The 16825-nt window shown below is 58.3% G+C and carries 9 protein-coding genes; all 9 read left to right on the top strand.

Annotated elements, in window-relative coordinates:
- The first annotated feature begins 5 nt into the window (after nucleotides 1–5).
- The 9 genes from JNL86_05845 (at nucleotide 6) to JNL86_05805 (ending at nucleotide 16801) form a co-directional block, all read left to right on the top strand.
- Complete coding sequence (locus tag JNL86_05845; protein ID MBL8042425.1) at nucleotides 6–1541, top strand: cobalamin-dependent protein; 1536 nt, start codon at nucleotides 6–8, stop codon at nucleotides 1539–1541.
- A gap of 69 nt (nucleotides 1542–1610) precedes the next feature.
- Nucleotides 1611–3500 carry a radical SAM protein gene (locus JNL86_05840; GenBank protein MBL8042424.1) on the top strand — a complete coding sequence of 630 codons (1890 nt, stop codon included), beginning with the start codon at nucleotides 1611–1613 and terminating at the stop codon, nucleotides 3498–3500.
- 24 nt (nucleotides 3501–3524) lie between these two features.
- On the top strand, nucleotides 3525–10058 hold the full coding sequence (locus tag JNL86_05835; GenBank protein ID MBL8042423.1) for a glycosyltransferase: 6534 nt from the start codon (nucleotides 3525–3527) through the stop codon (nucleotides 10056–10058).
- Nucleotides 10048–11241, top strand: a complete 1194-nt coding sequence (locus JNL86_05830; protein MBL8042422.1) for a glycosyltransferase family 9 protein — start codon at nucleotides 10048–10050, stop codon at nucleotides 11239–11241. The genes JNL86_05835 and JNL86_05830 overlap by 11 nt, the downstream gene beginning before the upstream one ends.
- Nucleotides 11238–13055 carry a glycosyltransferase gene (locus JNL86_05825; protein ID MBL8042421.1) on the top strand — a complete coding sequence of 606 codons (1818 nt, stop codon included), beginning with the start codon at nucleotides 11238–11240 and terminating at the stop codon, nucleotides 13053–13055. The genes JNL86_05830 and JNL86_05825 overlap by 4 nt, the downstream gene beginning before the upstream one ends.
- Nucleotides 13052–14728 carry a glycosyltransferase family 9 protein gene (locus tag JNL86_05820; protein MBL8042420.1) on the top strand — a complete coding sequence of 559 codons (1677 nt, stop codon included), beginning with the start codon at nucleotides 13052–13054 and terminating at the stop codon, nucleotides 14726–14728. Before JNL86_05825 ends, JNL86_05820 begins: the two co-directional genes overlap by 4 nt.
- Nucleotides 14729–14770: 42 nt before the next feature.
- Nucleotides 14771–15313 carry a hypothetical protein gene (locus JNL86_05815; protein MBL8042419.1) on the top strand — a complete coding sequence of 181 codons (543 nt, stop codon included), beginning with the start codon at nucleotides 14771–14773 and terminating at the stop codon, nucleotides 15311–15313.
- A 235-nt stretch (nucleotides 15314–15548) separates the two neighbouring features.
- Complete coding sequence (locus JNL86_05810; GenBank protein MBL8042418.1) at nucleotides 15549–16376, top strand: flagellin FliC; 828 nt, start codon at nucleotides 15549–15551, stop codon at nucleotides 16374–16376.
- A 65-nt stretch (nucleotides 16377–16441) separates the two neighbouring features.
- The gene (locus JNL86_05805; GenBank protein MBL8042417.1) at nucleotides 16442–16801 is read left to right on the top strand and encodes a flagellar protein FlaG; all 360 of its coding nucleotides are present in this window, start codon (nucleotides 16442–16444) and stop codon (nucleotides 16799–16801) included.
- Nucleotides 16802–16825 lie beyond the last annotated feature (24 nt).

The raw sequence follows: 16825 nt of genomic DNA, 5'->3' as shown, positions 1-16825 counted from the left end.
CTATCATGTCACAGCCCGTCCTCGATGTGCTTTTGGTGAATCCCGGAAGTCGGACACAGATATATCAGGAGCTCGGGAGCAGCCTGAGCGCAATTGAGCCTCCCGTATGGGGAGGACTCATCGCCACATTCCTGCGTCGTCGGGGGATTACAGTAGAAGTTCTCGACGCCAATGCGGAAGACCTACTGCCCACGGAGGTGGCTACTCGAGTGGAGACGCTTGCGCCTCGCCTCGTGGTGGTCCTGGTCTACGGACACAATCCTTCCGCTTCGACGCAGATCATGCCGTCGGCCGGAGCAATCTGCCGAGCCATCAAAACACACGGTCTTGTGAGTAAGGTCTTGCTGTTGGGGGGGCATGTTGCAGCGCTTCCGGAACGCACCTTGCGCGAAGAGGACGCTGATTTTGTTTGCGGTGGAGAGGGGCTGTACACGATCACCGACTTGATCGCTGCCTTGAAAGGTGGCTCCAGCGAGTGGAGTCGAGTACGGGGATTGTATTACCGAAGCGACAGCGCAATTCTCAAATCAGATCCGGCGCCGAATATCGAACGCTTAGACGAAGAGATGCCTGGATTGGCATGGGATCTCCTGCCGATGAATCGGTATCGCGCCCACAATTGGCACTGCTTCGGATCCCTCGACCGACGCAGCCCCTATGCCTCGCTCTACACCACTCTGGGCTGTCCGTATCATTGTTCGTACTGTTGTATTCAAGCGCCATTCAAGAGCGGGGAGGCGGCCCTCGGGTATCGCACGGAAGTCAACAGCTACCGGTTTTGGTCACCGGCGACGATCGTGGCCGACATCGATCGACTGGTCATACAATACGGGATCCGCAACATCAAGTTTGCTGATGAAATGTTTGTGCTCAATCGACGGCATGTGGCCGAACTGTGTCAGCTCCTGATCGAGCGCCGATACGATCTGAACATTTGGGCCTATGCCCGGGTCGATTCGGTGAAGGACGGCATGGAGGACCTACTGGTCCGTGCCGGCGTCCGGTGGCTCTGTTTCGGCATCGAGTCCGGCAGTGCGAAGGTGCGAAACGATGTATTGAAAACGTTCGAACAAGATCAAATTGGACGGACAATTCACAAAGTACGAGCGGCCGGCATCAATGTCATCGCCAATTACATCTTTGGTTTGCCGGAAGACGACTATGAGACGATGCAGGCCACTCTCGATTTGGCTATCGATCTGAACTGCGAGTTCGCCAACTTTTATTGCACTATGGCGTACCCCGGTTCTTCCCTGTACCAACGCGCCTTGGACGAGGGATGGCCATTGCCTGACTCGTGGACGGCATATTCTCAACATGCCATCGATTCACTCCCGCTCCCGACGCGCCATCTCCCGGCAACGGAGGTGCTCGCCTTCCGCGATAAGGCATTCCAGGCGTATTTCGATCGGCCGGAATACCGAGCCATGTTGGCGGAGCGATTCGATGAAGGGACAGTTCAACACGTGCAAGCGATGACGGCACGCAAGTTAATTCGTCGACCATCTGCTCCGGCAGCCTGCGCGTCCCGCACGCTGTGACTCAATCGACGCATGCTGTGACAGTCAAGCGGGGCAACACGACATGAGACCTTTCAAGGAGGCCGTTGCATGAAGGTGTTACTGATTCCCCCCACTTACCGATACACAACGCAATATCCTTCATTTCTGGCGGCGTCTGATTTCTCCTGTGGATTTGCCTACATCGCCGCGGCGTTGAAAGCGGCGGGACATCAGGTGTTTGGCTGCAACCCCAACAATGCACCAGGCTATGCCTCGGCATTCGACATGATCCACGACAGAATTGCGCAGGCCATTGCCGAAACCAAGCCGGACATGATCGGCGTAGGGGGAATTTGCACTGACTATCCGTTTTTGCAAGACGCGATGAGCATCATCCGCCATTACGCGCCGACCGTTCCGGTGCTCATGGGGGGCTCCATCATCACCTACGACCAGGAGTTTATTCATTCCACGCTCAAGCCGGATTATTCGCTGGCAGGCGAAGCCGAAGAGACGGCAGTCATGCTCTTGAATGCACTGCAGGGGCGCGGTGACCTCAACGCCATTCCTAATCTCTGCTATCCGAACAATGGTCGCCTGGTGTTTACAGAAAAGAATCTCAAGTTCGGAGGCGATCTGAACGAGCAGCCGTTTCCGGACTATACGATTTTCGACATTGAAAAGATGTTGGATTCCTCATGGGGTGCCAGACCACTGTTTCGCTACACCCGTAACAATCCCCGAATTATGCCGATTGTGACGGCGAGAGAATGTCCATTCGCCTGCACCTTCTGCTTGCATGGGCATGGGGGACGCGCCAAATACCGCGCCCGAACGACTGAAAATGTCATGGCGGAAATTAAGCAACTGTATGAATCGCATTCGTTCAACATTCTCATGGTTCTCGACGAACTCTTTGCCGTCAACAAGCAGAAACTGGATGAGTTCTGCCGTACGCTAATCGAATACCGTGAGCGATACGGGTGGGATTTCGATTGGCAGTTTCAAACGCACGCAAACGCCAGACTCAATCTAGAGGCGTTGCAATTGGCTCAGCAGGCTGGGTGTACCTACTTTAGCTATGGCATGGAAAGCGCGAGTCAGCGAGTACTCAAGAGCATGAAAAAGGGTACGCAGCCTGAACAGTATGCCGAGGCGATCGCCCTGGCGGACCAAGTGGGAATTGGGTTCGGCGGGAATTTTATTTTTGGCGACCCGGCAGAAACTCCGGAAACGATCTCGGAAACGCTCACGTTCTACCGAAAGTATTGCGCCGATATCCATTGCTATCTGGCAGCGATCCAACCCTACCCCGGCAGTACATTGTACGTCGCGTGCCAAGAGAAAGGGCTGATCCCTGATAAGGAAGCGTTTTACAAAACGATCGATCAAAAACTATTCAATATGACCACCATGACCGATGCGCAGTGGGTTGGGTATGTGCGGTCCATCCATGCCCTCGAAGCCTTGTCGCTCTGTCGCACCGTAGATGTCAGCCGGATTCTGATTCGAGCGATCACCAATCCCATGACGCTGAATGGAACCCGGCAGTTCTGGGAGCTTTTCGCAGAGTGCCCGCATTGCCTTCGTGGTTTCTCCTATGTGGAGTTGACAGAGCCGAAGCGTGTTCCTGTGCATGGACTACAAGTCGTGGCAGGGTGTGCGCACTGCTCTAAGCGCGTCCGGCTCAATGTGCCGGTTACAAAAGAGAAGGGCGTGATGGTCCCGCTGGAGACCGAAGAAGTGGTGGGCGAGGCGCCGGTGGCACTGACTTCTCCGGGTCTTGCTAGGGGAGGATCGGTCGAGGCGGAGGTCCGTCACAATGCCCAAGGTGAGGTGCGTGCATTCATGGAGCGTTTGGTGGGGCTTTGTGAGCAAGGGGCCTACCACGCGGCAGTGTCCTATTACGATGCCTGTCGGCCACAGCTTCTTCCGGATCCGGCGCTCGTTGAATTCGACCAGATGGTGGTACGGCTACGCCAAAAAATGGCGGCCTAAGGTGATGTGAGAGACGGAGAGTTCATGGCACAGCCAAAAATTCTGCTGGTGCAATTGGAGTTTGACACGTGGGCGCAAGCGAAAGCCTGGTCCTACGTGGGCAATTTCGCCGTCGAGGACGGACTTCGAGCCAATGGGTGCGACTGTGTGACTCTCCCGGCACTGGCCCATGTCTCGGATACGTCCCCACAGTCTTGGCTGTATCACGCCAAGTCGCTTCTCGCCGGTCAACAGTTCGACCAGGTATGGGTCTGGCTCGTCCATAATCGCTATTCTGAGGGGTTTCTGGAATGGGTGGCCGGGTTAGCCCCTGTGCGAGTCGGCGTCCTCATGGAGTCGCTGCGGTATAGCGAGGAAGACTGCCGCCGCTGGCCTCATTTAGGAGAACGGCTGGAGTTCGTGGAGCGTCAGGCAAGATATATGACGCATATCCTGTCGGCGGACGAGTTGGATGCTGAGGCATTCAACGAAGCGGGACGCACCCGCGCTACTTTCTGGCTCCAGGCCGTGCCTGCTCGTTTTGTCACACCGACCATCGCGCAACCGGTTCGCCGTGAAGCGGCGTTTTATGGAGAACTCTATGGGGAGAGGAATACCTGGCTGAAACATCCGCGCCTGAAAGATCGACTGGTCCACCCTCCATCGGCCGAAACCGGAACGGAATTCCCTGCACGGTTCGATCTCTTACACCAGCGCATGGCCGGACAGTTGCAGCGGGGGCGGCCAGATCAGGTCGCGTTGACGGAATATGTCGGTCAGTGTCGCCAATTGAGGGAGGAGATCTTTGTTAATTGGCTGACAAGTCTGAAACGCTGGAGCGCGATCGTCAATCTCCCGAGTCTCTTTCAAGCCTATGCCGGGCGTGTGGTGGAAGCGATGGCAGCAGGGCGGCCGGCAATTTCGTGGGAGATTCAAGGCCGGCCGCTTACCAAGAGCCTGTTCCGGGATGGGCAGGAGATTTTGTTGTATCCCAAAGACCAGCCAGCCGTACTGGCAGACCATCTCGCTCGGGTGGCGGATGATGCCGACTACGCACAAGCACTCGCCGGCGCAGCGCGGGCAGAAGTGCTCCGATCGCATACCTCGGAATACCGTGCATGGCAACTGCTGTCATGGATTCAGACGGGGCAGGTGCCCAGTTTCAATCGCGAGGGGGCCGACACAGCAGCCGGAGTGGACGGCTCAGCGGGGGCGAAAGAGATCCTGCAGAAACATGCACCAGGTACGAGAGAGCTGCCATCAACGCCGGCCACCACGGTGTATGTGCTGACGGTCGACGATCCGGCGTATCCGGCCTGCAAGGCGGCAGTGGATGCCCAGCAGGGCGGTCCGTTTCGCGTCGAGATCATCCGCAACGTCACCCCGTTCAGCGCAGCGGCTCAGAAAATGATCGCGGATTGCAGGAGCGAGTACTTCATCCAAGTTGATGAAGACATGATGCTCAATCCCGATGCCGTCACAACGATGGAAACCGCGATGCGGCGCGCGCCCGCCGACGTCGGTATGATCTGTTTTCATCTCTTCGATGAGGATCGCGCCTGCCCGATTCAAGGCATCAAAATCTATCGCACGGCGGCCATGAAGCCCTTCGCCTTCCAGAATGTCAAGGCGAGTGAGATGGATTTGCTCGAACAGATGGGTCAGCGCGGCGTGCGCTGGATCCTGCATCCGGAGGTCCTGGGCCGGCACGGAACTGTCTACACACCGGAGACCATCTACCGTCGGTATAAGACGATGTATGAAAAGGACATCCGTCAGTGGAATACCCTGACCTCCGACATCCGGCGAAAAGCAGACCAGTTTCGAGCGACAGGAGATCAACTGGCGCTGTTTGCCCTGCTTGGTGCTGCACATGGGATTATCGAGGGGCCTCGCTCAGTCGACCGTGAAAAAGATGCGCGAGACTATGCTCTGAAGGAACTGGACGTCTTCTCACGGCTGTTCCGCCACACTCCGCCGGTGAGCCAGCCCTATGATGCCAACCGCAGCACGACCCCGGTCACGAATAGACCTCTGACGCCAGAGGAAGTCCATTGGAAAAAGGAGACGACTGTCGAGAAAACGTCGACACTGCGGACACTCGTGAGTCCTGCCGCATCGCCGCAGTCGAAAACGCATGCGGCGATGCGCATTCTCATCGTCACGCCCTATTTTTGGCCGTCCGTAGGCGGTGTGGAAAAAGTGGCGGAGACACTCGCCATCGGCTTGAAATCTCGGGGGCATGCCGTCGAAGTCGCGACCTATGCGCTCTCTGTGCGCAAGGCGAAATCGCATCGTGACATTCCCATCATTGATCTCACCTTCCCCGACGATTTTGAAACCACCAGCCGCCACTCCCTGCTGGAAGTGAAGCGGTTGCTTGAATCGGGGCAATACGGAGCCTGTATCCTGCTCGGTGCCCCGCTGCATCTGATGTTTTATGCCCCCCTGGCAATTTCGAAGAATTGCCCCACGCGATTCATTCTACAACCCACGATCAACAAAGAAATTGATGAATCGTTGCAGGGGAGCGAGCAGGGGCGGGCCATGTTGTCCCAATTGGGGAAACGGGTGCACGCCGTCGTCACGTTCGGCGGCAAGGGATACGATGAACAGTTTTTTCGCGAACGAAACATTCCGACCTGCGTCATTCCGAACGGCACTGCGACACTCGCGCCCAAGGAGGATTTCAGACAGAGATACGGGATCGCCCGCGAGACATTCCTGGTGATTCACCTCGCCAATCTCTACACCGTCAAAAATCATCTGGGGTTGCTCGATGCACTGGAGCAGCTTCCTCAAGGGGTTCAACTGGTCTTGATCGGGAATGACACGCCTGATATCGAGTACGTCGAGGCCGTGAAGGCCCGCCTGACGTCCCGACCGGATGTCCGGCTGCTTGCAGGCTTGGATTACGCCGATGTCGCCTCGGCGTTGACTGCAGCTGATCTCGTGGTGCTGGCCTCGCATGCGGAAGTCTCGCCGCTCTGCCTGCTGGAGGCGATGAGCGCTGGCCGACCATGGCTCGCCACGCCGGATTGTGGAACAGCCACTGAGCACGCCGGCGGACTGGTGCTTCCTCTGTCGCACTTCGGCCCTGCCGTACGGTTGCTCAAGCAGCATCCAGAGTTCTGTGCGGAGCTCGGTCGGCTTGGTCGAGAGCACTGGGCGCAATCGCATGATTGGACGACCGTGTTAACGGCCTGGGAAGCATTGGTCGAGGGCCGGCCGATCTCCCATTCCTTTGCCACACCGGTTTTCATCGCGCAGCGCCGTGACGCGCTTCGTGAACAATTCCGCCATCTCTTGGCGCGAGCCGAATCCTTAGGAGCATCGCCCTCTTCAAGGCGACAGGTCGAAACGAAAGGGGTCGTGATGGACGGGTTGAATCATGCACCGCTAGCCTCGGCAGGCCGTCGAGCCTTACCGGATTCGGCGCCGACGCCTCAAGAGCAGAAACAGCAGGATCAATTTTACATCGACATGTTCGTCAACAGTCGGGGGTGGTCTTCTCCTGGCCCCAACCATGAGGAAGCAGCGCGTTGGAGCAAGATCGCTGCATTTCTGGAATATCTGCTTCGCCGCGTGCGTCAGGCGGATCCTGACCGGCAACTGCGCATCCTGGATGTCGGATGCGGGCGCGGTTGGCTGACGAACTTGGCGACGGCGTATGGCACCTGCGAAGGCATCGAGCCCGTAGCTGGCGTGATCGAGCACGCGCGGCGGTTGTTTCCGCACTTACGGTTCGAAGTGGGCGTTGCTCAGAATGTGCTCACTCGACCGGATTTTGCGCCCTACGATGTCATCCTCTGCTCCGAAGTCATCGAACATATTCCGCACGGCCGGAAAGAGGAATTTGTCGCGGAATTGGGCATGCTCCTGAAGCCGGATGGCTATGTCATTCTGACGACACCCCGCGGAGAGATGTGGGAACAGTGGAAAACGATCGCGCCACCCAGTCAACCGGTTGAGGATTGGGTCACAGAAGCACAACTGCGTGACATCTTCACGACGCAAGGATTCTCTGAACTCGGCCTGGAGCGGGTGCACTGCGAAATTCCCTCGCTGCGATATATCCCTGCGCCGACCCCGGCCGATTTTGCCAAGCAGACGCTCGTACCCATCTATCAGATATGGGCCTGTCAGCGTCGGGGTGCCTCACCCGTGCTTTCGTTTACGCGTCCGCCGATGGTCTCCGTCATCGTGCCCACATACAATCGGCCTGAGCGATTGCAGGTCGCGCTCAATAGTGTGCTGGCCCAAACGTATCAGGATTTTGAGATCATCGTCGTCAACGACGGTACGGTTGATGTGAACGAGGTGATCGCCCCGCTCAATAAGAACGGTCGTATCACGACGATCCGGCACGATCACAACCGTGGACTGGCAGCGGCTCGCAATACGGGAATTCGGGCAGCCAAAGGCATCTATATTGCCTATCTCGACGACGATGACACCTACCTCCCGGACCATCTGCACACCCTGGTCACGGCCCTACAAGGCGGCGAGCATAAGTTCGCCTATACGGATGCCTGGCGTATCCATGAAGTACGGCAGGGCGATCAATACGTGGTGACCGGACGAGATATCCCGTATTCGCACGACTTCAACTGTATCGATCTTCTGTTGTGCAACTATTTCCCGGTGCTTTGTGTCATGCATGAAAAAGCCTGCCTCGAACAGGTTGGCATGTTCGACGAATCGCTGTTCGCGCATGAAGATTGGGATCTCTGGATCCGGATGGCGACGATCTATCCGTTTCTCCACATCAAGCACACCACCGCGGCGTTCACTTGGCGTCGCGATGGGTCATCGATGACCAGCAGCACGAGCGACACCTACCGACGCACGACCGAAATCATCTATAGAAAATACCGGCCGTATACGGATCGCATAGCCGGCGTGCTGGAGGCGCAGCAAAAGAAATTGGAAGGCATGCGATCCGACGCCCAAGCCAAGACGTTCGATTGCTCCATTATCATTCCCGTATGGAACAACCTGGCCCTCACCACGCAATGTTTGATGGCTCTGGCGGAGGTCACGCACGGCGTCTCCTACGAAGTCATCCTGGTGGATAACCACTCGACGGACGGAACTCCGGCGTTTCTCGCCGGCCTGAGTGGCGATGTCACCGTGATCACCAACGACGAGAACCTCGGATTTGCGAAAGCCTGCAACCAAGGGGCTCGGGCGGCCAAAGGTGAATACCTCGTGTTCCTGAACAACGATACCATTCCGCAGGCTGGATGGCTCAGCGCCCTTGTCGACGAGGTACAGGCCCATTCCGATGTGGCGGTAGTGGGAAGCAAACTGTTGTATGAAGACGGCACGATTCAACATGCGGGAGTCGCATTCTCGCGTGAGTTCCTGATGCCCTACCATATGTATCCGGGAGTTCCGGCAGACGCGCCCTTTGTCTCGCGCCGCCGCGAGCTGCAATGCGTCACCGCCGCCTGCATGCTCATCCGCCGGCAGGCATTCGCGCAGGTCGGGGGATTCGATGAGGGCTACAAGAACGGATTCGAAGACGTCGATCTGTGTCTCAAACTGGGTGAAAAGAACTGGAAAATCGTCTACCAGCCTCAGAGCACGGTCATTCATTTGGAAAGCCGTACACCCGGACGGAAGACACACGACGAAGAGAACACCATCCGTTTTCGGGAGCGCTGGGGCCGTTGCTGGTGGGTGACGGACGAAGATCGGTTGCACTTCGACGATGGCTATTCTGTGCATACCCATCTCAAAGAGCGCCTCCTCGGGTACACGCTGTACCTCATTACCGATCCCGCGGTTCGGGCGGAACGGGCACTCGTCGCCGACCTCCAGCGGGCGACGGCGAGCAAGGATCAGCAAAAAATGGTCGCGTTGCTTTCGCACGTCGACCAGTGGCCTGACGATGTCTGGATTCTTCGCTGGGGGGCGTCACTCAGTGAAAGTATCGGCCATCCAGAACTGGCCTCTCCTATCTGGAGACGTGTGCTTCAGTTGAAAAATGATCCGCAGGCTCGATTGGCTTTGGCGAAACAGGCATTGGAAACCGGCGCCATGAAAGAAGCGGATAATCATGTGACTGCGCTGCTGCAGACAGAACCGGCACATGGGGAAGGGTGGCTCCTGCGCGGCATTCTTGCCATGCAGCTCAATGCCTATCGCGACGCGGAACAGGCGTTCGAACGGGCGAAACAATCCGGCGCGAATCCTCGGAAGGCCATGCTAGGCCTGGTCATGGCGGCGATGGGTGACAATCGGGCTGAGGCCGCCTGGTCTCACGTAGCAGATCTGTGTGCCGATCATCCCGATGACGAAGAATGCATGCATTGGATGCTCAAATGCGGCACGATGCTCCAACGCTGGGATGCCCTGGCGTCGAGCCTCGCCTCATTTCTTGCCCGCAATCCAGGCAATATCGCTATGCGTTTTGCCCTGGCCGGAGTACTCTTGAGAGCAGGACGTCGAGCAGATGCGCGGCGAGAATATGACTGGTTGCGTGCCATAGTCCCGACGTTCGAGGGCATGGACGAGTTGGCAAAACACCTCGCCGAACCCGAACGCCCCCTGGTGCCGAACCATGCCGCATGAGGTCTCACCGGAGCACCACGATCTGGTGATCCAGTTGGCCCGATTGGGCGATCTGGTGCAAACGCTTCCCGCGATCGAGGCGTTGCAGGAAGCCTATCCCGAACGGACATTGGATGTCGTCTGCGCCGCACCCCTGATCGCAGTCCTGACGGGAGCCCGTCATATCCGCCGCGTCATTCCCTGGAACGGGGCGCAATGGCAGGCCTGGGCCAATCGTTGGCAGGACAACCCGACTGATACCCTGCAGGCCATGCAGACCTATATCGCGTCACTCGGCGACACCACCTATGAACGGGTGTATCCACTCAATCAGCACGCACGAAGCTCTCTCATGACGCAGCTCTTTTCATCCCGTTCTTCCCGCGAAACCGCTCAGGAGCTGATCGAGGCGCACATACGCCCATGGGCGCAGCATCTGCGACACGTCGCTAAAGAACGGGGCGCCAATCGTGTGCATCTCGCTGATGCCTGGTGCGGCATGTGCGGAGTGAGACCGCGGGGACAGGCGCCGCTGCATGTGCCGCCGGCAGTCGAACTCCCGGACGACCTGACCGAGATCGGTGAGCGCCGCGGATTGTGGGTTGCGCTGGCCACGGGAGCAGGGGAGGCGGATCGTTGTGTTCCACCGACCGTATGGAGCCAATGGATTCGTGAATTTCTCTCGCAGACCGGGGAGGGACAGGTCGTTCTGATCGGGAGCGGCACGGAGCGTGAAACAGCGAGAGCGATTCTGGACTCACTCCCCACGTTACTCCACGGCCGTGTCTGGGATGCGACCGGCCGCACGACTGTGTCCCAGTTGATGCGCGTCCTTCAGAAATGCCGCTGGGTCATCGGCGCCGATACCGGCCCGCTTCATCTCGGCACGCTGGTCGGCACTCGCGCCATAGGATGGTACTTTTCACGTGCCCGCGTACACGAAACCGGTCCCTATGGCGAAGGGCATTGGGTCTATCAGCATGCCGCGCATGGACAACCTCAACGCTGGCCGATCAGGGATAGTCTCGCGCTGATATGCGGCAACGAGCATCATAGTGCGGCTGATTGGATGCTCTGGAGGAGTCGGATGGATCGATGGGGAGCATTTTTTGACGACGGCTCCGATAACGACGCAGTCGAACGCTCGCGAGTGGAAATCTGGCGAGCTTGTGCACCGGACCTTTGCGAATCGATGGCCGCATGAGTCTGCTTCACGAGAATCTCAAGCGTCTGGCGAGACGCAATCAGGACTTCGCGGCAGCGGTCACCTGCGCTTCCGGCGGAGTGCTCACGATCGAACCGTCGAAAAGCGGTCCCCCTTCAGCGCGTCGAGCCGGTCGCTGGATTCATAGTGCCTACGATCCCATTCGGGAAGCGCGAACCTGGGCTGAGACCCATGCACCGGCCTGTCAACCGGGGGAAACGGTCGTTGTGGCGGGGGTAGGGTTGCTCTACCATGTCGAGGCCCTTCGAAACACGCTGGCGTCTGATGTGTCGCTGGCTGTGCTGATTCCCAACCTCGGTGAATTGCACGATGCCCTTGCCGTACGCGAACTCGAGTCTTGGAGCGAACAGGTTCAATGGCTATCGGGATCACCGAGCGAGATTGCTGAAAGCCTGAGCACGACTGGCCGCCCGCTACGCTGTGTATCCTATACACCGGCGACCGCCTGGGATACCGAGTTTCACTGTGCCCTCGAAGACGCGTTGCGACGGGGGATCGCCCGCCAGGCCGGCGGGCAACTGAGCATTGCCCTGGTGGGCCCGATCTACGGAGGATCGCTCCCGATCGCCCGCTACGTGAAACGGGCATTGGAAACGCTCGGTCACAAGGTGCAGTGGATCGATCATAGCGTGCATGCGGCGAGTTATGAGGTGATGGGCACACTCAAAGACGCACGCAACCGCCAATTGATGCAAGGCCGGATGGCCGACGTCTTGAGCCAATGGACCTTGGCGACGCTCGCCGAATCACCTCCGGATCTCGTGCTCTCCATGGCACAGGCTCCGTTGACGTTGCAGGTCCTCGAACATCTTCGAAAGAAGAAATTCCTCACGGCGATGTGGTTCGTCGAGAACTATCGCCATCTGACCTATTGGCAGCAAATGGCGCCGGGATACGAATTTTGGTTTGTGTTTCAGCAAGGCGCATGTATGGACGCGTTCCGGCAGGCCGGTGCGCGGCAGGTCAGTTTTCTTCCGATGGCGGCCGACCCGGATCTGCATTGTCCCTTGGTCTTGTCGGAGGAAGACCGGCGCCGGTTCGGCGCCGACGTGTCGTTCGTCGGTGCCGGGTATGCCAATCGCCGCCAACTGTTCCCAGCGCTGCTCAGCCAGCCCTGGTCCTTCAAGCTCTGGGGCAACGAATGGGACGGAGCCGGGGATCTCCGTTCCGTCCTGCAACTGGACGGAGCCCGGATCGATACGGCGACCTGCATGAAAGTATTCAATGCCACGGCAATCAATCTGAATCTGCACTCCACCACTGGCGCAGGCTTGGATCCCCAGGCCGATTTCGTGAATCCACGCACCTTCGAACTGGCTGCCTGCGGTGCCTTCCAGTTGGTTGATCATCGCTCGCAGCTACCCGAGTTTTTCAGTGAACAGGAGATGGTGTCATTCAAAGACTTTGGCGACGTGCCGGGGTTGGTCCAACATTGGCTGGCAGACCCCGCGGCTCGGCAGGCCATGGCGAATGCCGCTCGCGCACGTGTGTTGAACGCCCATACGTATGTGCATCGAATGCGCGATTTGTTGGGACAGATCGGGTTGTCTCAGCCGGACCGCATCGGATCCGTGATGCGAGGGGAGCGGCAGCAGGACTCGTTACTGAAACGCTGTGCTGAGAATACTCCGCTCGAAACGTTACTCAAAGGCCTTCCTGCGGGACAGCGTGTCGAATTGAAAGATGTGGCGGCGCACATCCGGGGCAAAGGTCCGACGGCGACGCTCAAACGCGAAGAGTTGATGGTGCTGATGTTGGATGAATACCGGAGCGAGACACGCGATCTGTTATGAGCCAGCAAGTACTCCTTATCAATATCACCCGGATGGGCGATCTTGTGCAGATGGGCACGTTGCTTCAGCGCCTCCAGCACGAATGGCCGGGAGCGGCGGTCGATCTGGTCGTAGACCAGCGGTTCGCTCCCGTTGCGAAGCTTCTGCCGCACCTGCGGCACATTGTCAGCTTTGATTTTCATCGCCTGGTGGATGAAAGTCGCGCCCAGACCAAGGATGTCGTGACGCTCTACCAGGACATGGTCCGGTGGGCCGCACCGTTGGTTGAAGCCCGGTATGACCGGGTCGTGAACCTGACCTTCAACCGCAGGAGCGGACTGCTGACCTCATACGTCGGCGCGAAAGACATACGCGGCATCGCGGCCCCGAAGGATGGAGATGTGACCATCCATAACCCCTGGATGGCGTATCTCACAGATGTGCATCATGAGCGTCGCTTCAACCATTTTAATCTCGTCGACATCTACGCGCTGGGCGGCAGCGGCAGCGGGCCGTTTGCACCGCTCTCGCTCACTCTAGCGCCTGACACCGCTCAATGGGCGCGCGACTTTCTCGCATCTCATGCGGGAGCGCAGATCTCTTGGGTGGCGGTCCAGGTGGGCGCCAGCGACCCGATGAAAGCATGGCGGCCTGAATTGTTCGGTCACACATTGGCCGCCCTCAGCCGCCAGGCCCCGGTCGGCTACGTCTTTATCGGTACCGAGGAAGAACGGAAAGCCATCCACCTCGCTCAGACAACGTACCGGCAGCAAGGGGGAACCGCTCCGCTCTGTGATGCAGTGGGAAAGACCTCGTTACCGCAACTCGCCGCCGTGCTTTCGCAGTGCCGGCTCCTGCTGACCAACGATACCGGCCCGATGCATCTCGCGGTGGGAGTCGGCACCCCCGTTATCGACCTGTCAGTCGGACACGTCGATTTTCGAGAAACCGGACCGTATGGACCAGGCCATTGGATGGTACAGCCGGATCTGGGGTGCGCTCCCTGCGGGTTCGACAAAGTCTGTTTTCATCATGCCTGCAAGGACCGGCTCGTGCCTGAGCAGATAGCTTCGCTCTGCCTGCACGTGCTTGCGGGGGCCGCATTCCCCCAGTCGATCACAGGCGCAAGAATCTATCGCTCCTGCGCCGATGAAGATGGCCTGGGCAGCACGCAACTTCATGCCGGACGAGAGAATCCGGTGATCGAGTGGTATGGCCGATTTTGGCGCCGCTTCTGGTTCGAGGAATTCACCGGCCGCGCCAGCCAAGTTCCTGCTCATCCCGAACCGGCTCCCGATTGGGCTGAGGCTCTGGCTGTACTCGAGCATCTGGCGCCTCTCGCAAAAAAGCTGGTCGCGAAAGCCGAAGAACTAGTCCGCCTTACGACCAGACACCCGCTGCCGGTCAGCGCGTTGCAACAGTTGCAACGTGATGAGACGTCGGAACGGCAACAGATCCTGGCGCTGAGCATGAACACACCGGCCACTGCTTCACTGGCGGTGGCGATGGTACGGGATACTCACAATGATGATGGCAGCGAACTGACTGAGCTGGCGCAATCCCGGCTGGGCACCTATCGACGATGGCACAAGCGGCTGCAGGCAGTCGCAAGCAGATTCCGTTCGTTCAACCGAGCACAGGGACTCGTCCGTCGGGGAGGATCCCGACCTCTTCCCATGGTGCGCTCTGCGTAGCGTGACCCGACAGTGTTGTGTACCTTCCAAAGGAGTTTGACCATGTTGATCACCCTTGATGGCGAGCAGTTTCAGATGTCGGATGACACGTCGATGATGAACGTGCTGGCGACGCTGAGCGACAGAGCGCATGCCCAACATCGTATTGTGACGTCGTTGACCGTCGGCGGCAAGCCGATCAGCGATCGCGATCTCACTCCGCCGTTTCTCAATCAGCCGGCTCGGAATGTGGGGGCACTGCAGGCCGTCTCCCAGTCGCTGCATACCATCATCGTTGAGGCGAAACAGGCCATCGACCGCTTTGCGAAAGAGCTGCGAACAGACGGGCAGGTACTGCTGGCTCCCTTGCGTTCCGGCACCGCCCATATCGGCACCATTGATGCCTGGTTGGGACGCCTGGCTGACTACACGGAAATGTTGGACGCCGGGCAGGCCCAAGGTGTCGAGGGACTGTCGTCAGCCTCGCTCTTACCTTGGATTCAAGAACTGTTGGGCGCGCGCACCACCGCAGACGCGATTCATGTCGCGGATTTGCTGGAGTATGAATTATTGCCTCGGCTGACCGAGGGCCGTCTTGCTGCTTAGTATCCGTTGTTGTCTATTGCGACTCGGCAGCGCGGAATGCGCCCGGTTTCAGACATTTCCTGTAGATCCTGAAGCACTTAAGTCTTCCCCGTCGATTACCGATAAGGGGCACAGCAACACGGTAAACAGGCCAACGAGGATGTGGCCACATCTTCACCCAACCTGCTTACCACCTCGTCGGCACGGACGCTGGCGACTCCGAGAGTAGTGCAGAATCTTCAGGAGGAAGTACGTCATGGCATTAGTAGTCAACACCAACGTTGCATCACTGGCAGCTCAGCGAAACCTGGCGACCAACCAAGCTCAATTGGGTAAATCCGTTGAGCGGTTGTCATCTGGTCTGCGAATCACCCGAGCGGCGGATGACGCGGCCGGATTGGGCGTGTCGGAAACGTTGCGCGCCCAGATTCGTAGTATCAATCAGGCGAATCGCAACGCCGGTGACGGCATCAGCTTGACCCAGGTCGCGGACGGTGCCGCGGCGACGGTCGGCAGCTTGCTGTCTCGTATGCGTGAGTTGGCAACTCAGTCGGCCAGCGGGACGCTGGGAACGACCGAGCGTTCTTACCTCGATCAAGAATTTGTCGCGTTGCGGTCGGAAATCGATCGCATTTCGACGACGACGGAATACAACGGTCAGCCGCTTCTGAGCGGAAGCAGCAACACGTTTGAGGTCTTTATCGGCTTCAAGAGTGGATCCGGTAACTCGTTGAGCGTGGCCTTGGATGACCTCGACGTAGCGGCGGTCGGCTTGACCGGCGCAAGCGTGTCGACGGCGACAGCCGCGCAATCGATGCTTTCCAAGATCGACAGCGCGATCAGCGCGGTGGCAACCGCCCGCGCGAATTACGGTTCCATCCAGAGCCGCTTCGAAGTCGCGATCCAGAACCTGACGGTTACGGCCGAAAACTTCACCGCGGCCGAATCGCGGATTCGAGATGCGGACATTGCTCAGGAAACATCTGTGTTCACGAAGAACCAGATCCTCACCCAATCCGGCATCGCAATTTTGGCCCAGGCCAATTCGTTGCCACAGCAAGCGTTAGCGCTGCTGCGAGGATAAGGCGTCACCCGACGGGTAGCCCTCCGCAGGGAGGGCTACCCACGGACTGATCCTAGGAGGGTAACATGGTCCACGATGTTTCCAATTATAAAGACCTCCCCGCAGCCGCGCTTCAAGCGACGCAGAATGGGCCACAGCATTCGACTGAAAAGAAGGTCGAGGCCAAGGCTCCAGAGCCTGAGTCGTCTACAGCTGAGACGAAAGGAAAGGATTTGGAACAGGCTCTCACGCGTGTGCGTGAGGTGTTCAAGAAGGCAGACTCTAGACTGGAGTTTACCGTCGATCCAGATCTCGACCGGGTAGTCGTTAAGGTGATGGATGGGGATTCGGGTACTGTCATCCGCCAGATTCCACAGCAGGAAGTCATTGATCTGGCCAAGAGGCTGGAGACGCCCACCGGGCTGCTCTTGCACCACAAGGTGTAACCTCCTTCGCCACATGAAAGGGAT

Origin of the sequence: Nitrospira sp. (assembly GCA_016788885.1) — a bacterium.
Classification (GTDB): domain Bacteria; phylum Nitrospirota; class Nitrospiria; order Nitrospirales; family Nitrospiraceae; genus Nitrospira_A.
This window is presented reverse-complemented; position numbering and strand designations above follow the sequence as displayed.

What these genes read in the sequence shown, in the direction of transcription:
- JNL86_05805 (MBL8042417.1), top strand. Translation starts at nt 16,442, where the DNA reads ATGGTCCACGATGTTTCCAATTATAAAGACCTCCCCGCAGCCGCGCTT.
- JNL86_05835 (MBL8042423.1), top strand. Translation starts at nt 3,525, where the DNA reads ATGGCACAGCCAAAAATTCTGCTGGTGCAATTGGAGTTTGACACGTGG.
- JNL86_05845 (MBL8042425.1), top strand. Translation starts at nt 6, where the DNA reads ATGTCACAGCCCGTCCTCGATGTGCTTTTGGTGAATCCCGGAAGTCGG.
- JNL86_05840 (MBL8042424.1), top strand. Translation starts at nt 1,611, where the DNA reads ATGAAGGTGTTACTGATTCCCCCCACTTACCGATACACAACGCAATAT.
- JNL86_05830 (MBL8042422.1), top strand. Translation starts at nt 10,048, where the DNA reads ATGCCGCATGAGGTCTCACCGGAGCACCACGATCTGGTGATCCAGTTG.
- JNL86_05825 (MBL8042421.1), top strand. Translation starts at nt 11,238, where the DNA reads ATGAGTCTGCTTCACGAGAATCTCAAGCGTCTGGCGAGACGCAATCAG.
- JNL86_05815 (MBL8042419.1), top strand. Translation starts at nt 14,771, where the DNA reads ATGTTGATCACCCTTGATGGCGAGCAGTTTCAGATGTCGGATGACACG.
- JNL86_05820 (MBL8042420.1), top strand. Translation starts at nt 13,052, where the DNA reads ATGAGCCAGCAAGTACTCCTTATCAATATCACCCGGATGGGCGATCTT.
- JNL86_05810 (MBL8042418.1), top strand. Translation starts at nt 15,549, where the DNA reads ATGGCATTAGTAGTCAACACCAACGTTGCATCACTGGCAGCTCAGCGA.